This is a genomic window from Enterobacter cloacae complex sp. IR5412 (assembly GCF_049237385.1).
Classification (GTDB): Bacteria; Pseudomonadota; Gammaproteobacteria; order Enterobacterales; family Enterobacteriaceae; genus Enterobacter; species Enterobacter intestinihominis.
In genome coordinates this window covers 3,480-6,085 of the sequence record NZ_JBMKHQ010000001.1, presented here as the reverse complement: position 1 = coordinate 6,085, position 2,606 = coordinate 3,480, and the positions used below count along the sequence as shown (strand labels likewise).

Here is a 2,606-nt window from a genome sequence, read left to right as displayed (position 1 = left end):
CTTGACGCCTGCCGATACTCCTTCCCCTGAGCCGCAGTCTCCGGGCAGCTTTGCCGACTACGCGGGCATGCTGCTTGCCGCTGCCGGACAGTTCGGCAGCGAAATGTGGCAGCCGAGCGTGGCCTCTGCCGCTGCCGGGACCTCGCCGCTGGAAGAAGACAAGGTGGCGTGCGAGAAACACTCCGGGCCGCAGTATCTGGCGGAAGGCTCGAAAAGCGTCTTTATCAACGGGCAGCCCGCGGTGCGTGCAAATGATCGCACCACCTGCGAAGGCACCGTTTCCGACGACGTCTCCCCGAACGTGATCATCGGCGGCGACACCCTCACAGTTCGCGATATTAAAAGCGGCAAAACGCCGGGCCTGGCGCTGGGGATGATTGCGCTCTCCCTGCTGCGCGGGCGTCCGGGCAAGATCCTGAAAAACATGCCCTGCGCGCTGGCTGCTGCCGGTGGCGGGATGCTGGCTGATATGGCCGTCAACGCCATGTTCGGCTCCTCGCACCCGGTTCACGCCGCTACCGGCGTGAAGGTGCTGAATGACGACGACGAACTCGATTTCTCGCTGCCGGGGCGCTTTCCGCTACGCTGGCAACGCAGCTACAACAGCCTGACCACCCGCGAAGGGCTGTTTGGTCTGGGCTGGGCTACCACCTTTGACAGCTATCTGACGCTGGAAGAAAACAACGCCACCTGGTTCGATGAAACCGGGCGCGAGCTGAGCTTTGAACTGCCGCCGGTCGACCGCGCGTTTTACAGCATCAGCGAAGGCATTATCATCCGCCGCAATGAGAGCGGCGACGTGGCGATTGCCGACGATGACGGCGCGGTGTGGCGTCTGTATAAACCGACCCGCGCTAACCCAGCCATCCTGCGCCTGGTCTCCCTCAGCGACGAGTACGGCAACGCGTTGCTGACAGAATGGGATGAGCACGGGCGGCTGGTCGGTCTGCACGATGAGCCGCGGGCGATCGATGTCACCCTGCGCTATGAAAATGAACGTTTCCCGCAGCGGGTTACCTCGGCGAGCCATTTTGACGGCAACCAGACATGGCCGCTGATGCAGTGGGGGTACGACGTGCGCGGCCAGCTGGCCAGCGCAACGGATGCCTCCGGCGTGGTAACCCGTGAATACCGTTATAACGATGATGGCCTGATGGTCTGGCACCGTCTGCCGGGCGGTCTGGAGAGTGAATACCGCTGGCAAAAATTCGACCACTGGCGCGTGGTGGAAAACCGCACCAGCACCGGCGACGGCTGTCGCTTTAGCTACGATCTAGCCGCCGGGCTGACGACCGTCGATCACTACGACGGTCAGACGCGAAAGCATTACTGGAACGCGCAAAACCTGATTGTTCGCTACGTTGACGAGCGCGGTGAGAACTGGCGCTACGAGTGGGATGACAACGAACTCCTCACGCGCCGCATCGATCCGCTCGGTAATGCCGTTACCTTCGTCTATGACGACATGGGTAACCGGGTGCAGGAGATCGACGCCGACAGCAATACCCGCACCACCACCTGGCTGGAGCACCGTGCGCTTCCGGCCTCCATCATCGAAGCCGACGGTAGCGCCACCCGTTTCCTGTATGACGAACATCACGGGCTGAAGTGCGTGGTGGATCCGATGGGGCAGACCACGCTGCTTCGTCGGGACGAGTTTGGTCAGGTCGTGGAAGAAGTTGATGCCGCCGGCAACAGCCGCTACCAGGAGTACAACGAGGCCGGGCAGATGGTGCGTGTTACGGACTGTTCGGGCCGTGTGACACAATACCGTTATCATCCGCTGGGCTGGCTGGTGGCTGAGATAAGCGCCGACGGCGAAGAGACGCGTTACCGCTACGACGCCGCGGGGCGTCCGGTGCAGCTCGATCGCCCGGAAGGGTGGACAGAGTCGCTCAAATGGAACGAACGTGGTCTGCCGGTGAAGCATGCGGGCGCCGACGGGAAAGAGAGCGAGTTCAGATACGACGAGGCAGGGCGCTTAACCGCCACCCGTAATACGCAGGGTGAAGAGGTGCGTCGCCGCTGGGACAGCCGCGGGCGTCTGATTGCCCTGGAAAACGAAAACGGCGAAGCCTACCAGTTCCGCTGGGGTGCGGACTCGCTGCTGCTGGAAGAGGTGGGGCTGGATGGCGTGGCCTCGCAGTATCGCTACGACGCCTGCGGGCGTACGATAGCGCGCACCTTTGCCGCTGGACATCCGGAGGCCATTACCCATGCCTTTGCCTGGAGCGCGAGCGGCCAGCTGGTCGCCCGCACCACGCCGGAAGGGCAGACCCGCTACCACTACACCCCGTCCGGCCTTCTGAGCCGGATTGGGCTGCATCCCGCGCTTTCAGCCGATGCCTGGAGCGCCGAAGCCGAGCAGGAGCTTGTGTTTGAGTATGACGCGCTTGGACGCGTCACGCGCGAAACGGGCGAACACGGAGAGCTGGCGTGGGAGTATGACGCCCTCGGTAACCGCACCTCCGTCACGCTGCCCGATGGCCGGGAGCTGAAACAATTCTATTACGGTAGCGGGCATCTGCTCAGCATTGCCCTTGATAAGCTGTCGGTCTCCGACTTTACCCGCGACGAACTCCATCGTGAAACCAGCCGTACGCAGG

Annotated in this window: 1 protein-coding gene; it reads left to right on the top strand. The window is 62.8% G+C overall.

Annotation, left to right across the window (positions count from 1 at the left end):
• The coding region (locus tag ACOTX2_RS00030; RefSeq protein WP_421625864.1) for a DUF6531 domain-containing protein at positions 1 to 2,606 on the top strand (2,606 nt) is incomplete at both ends.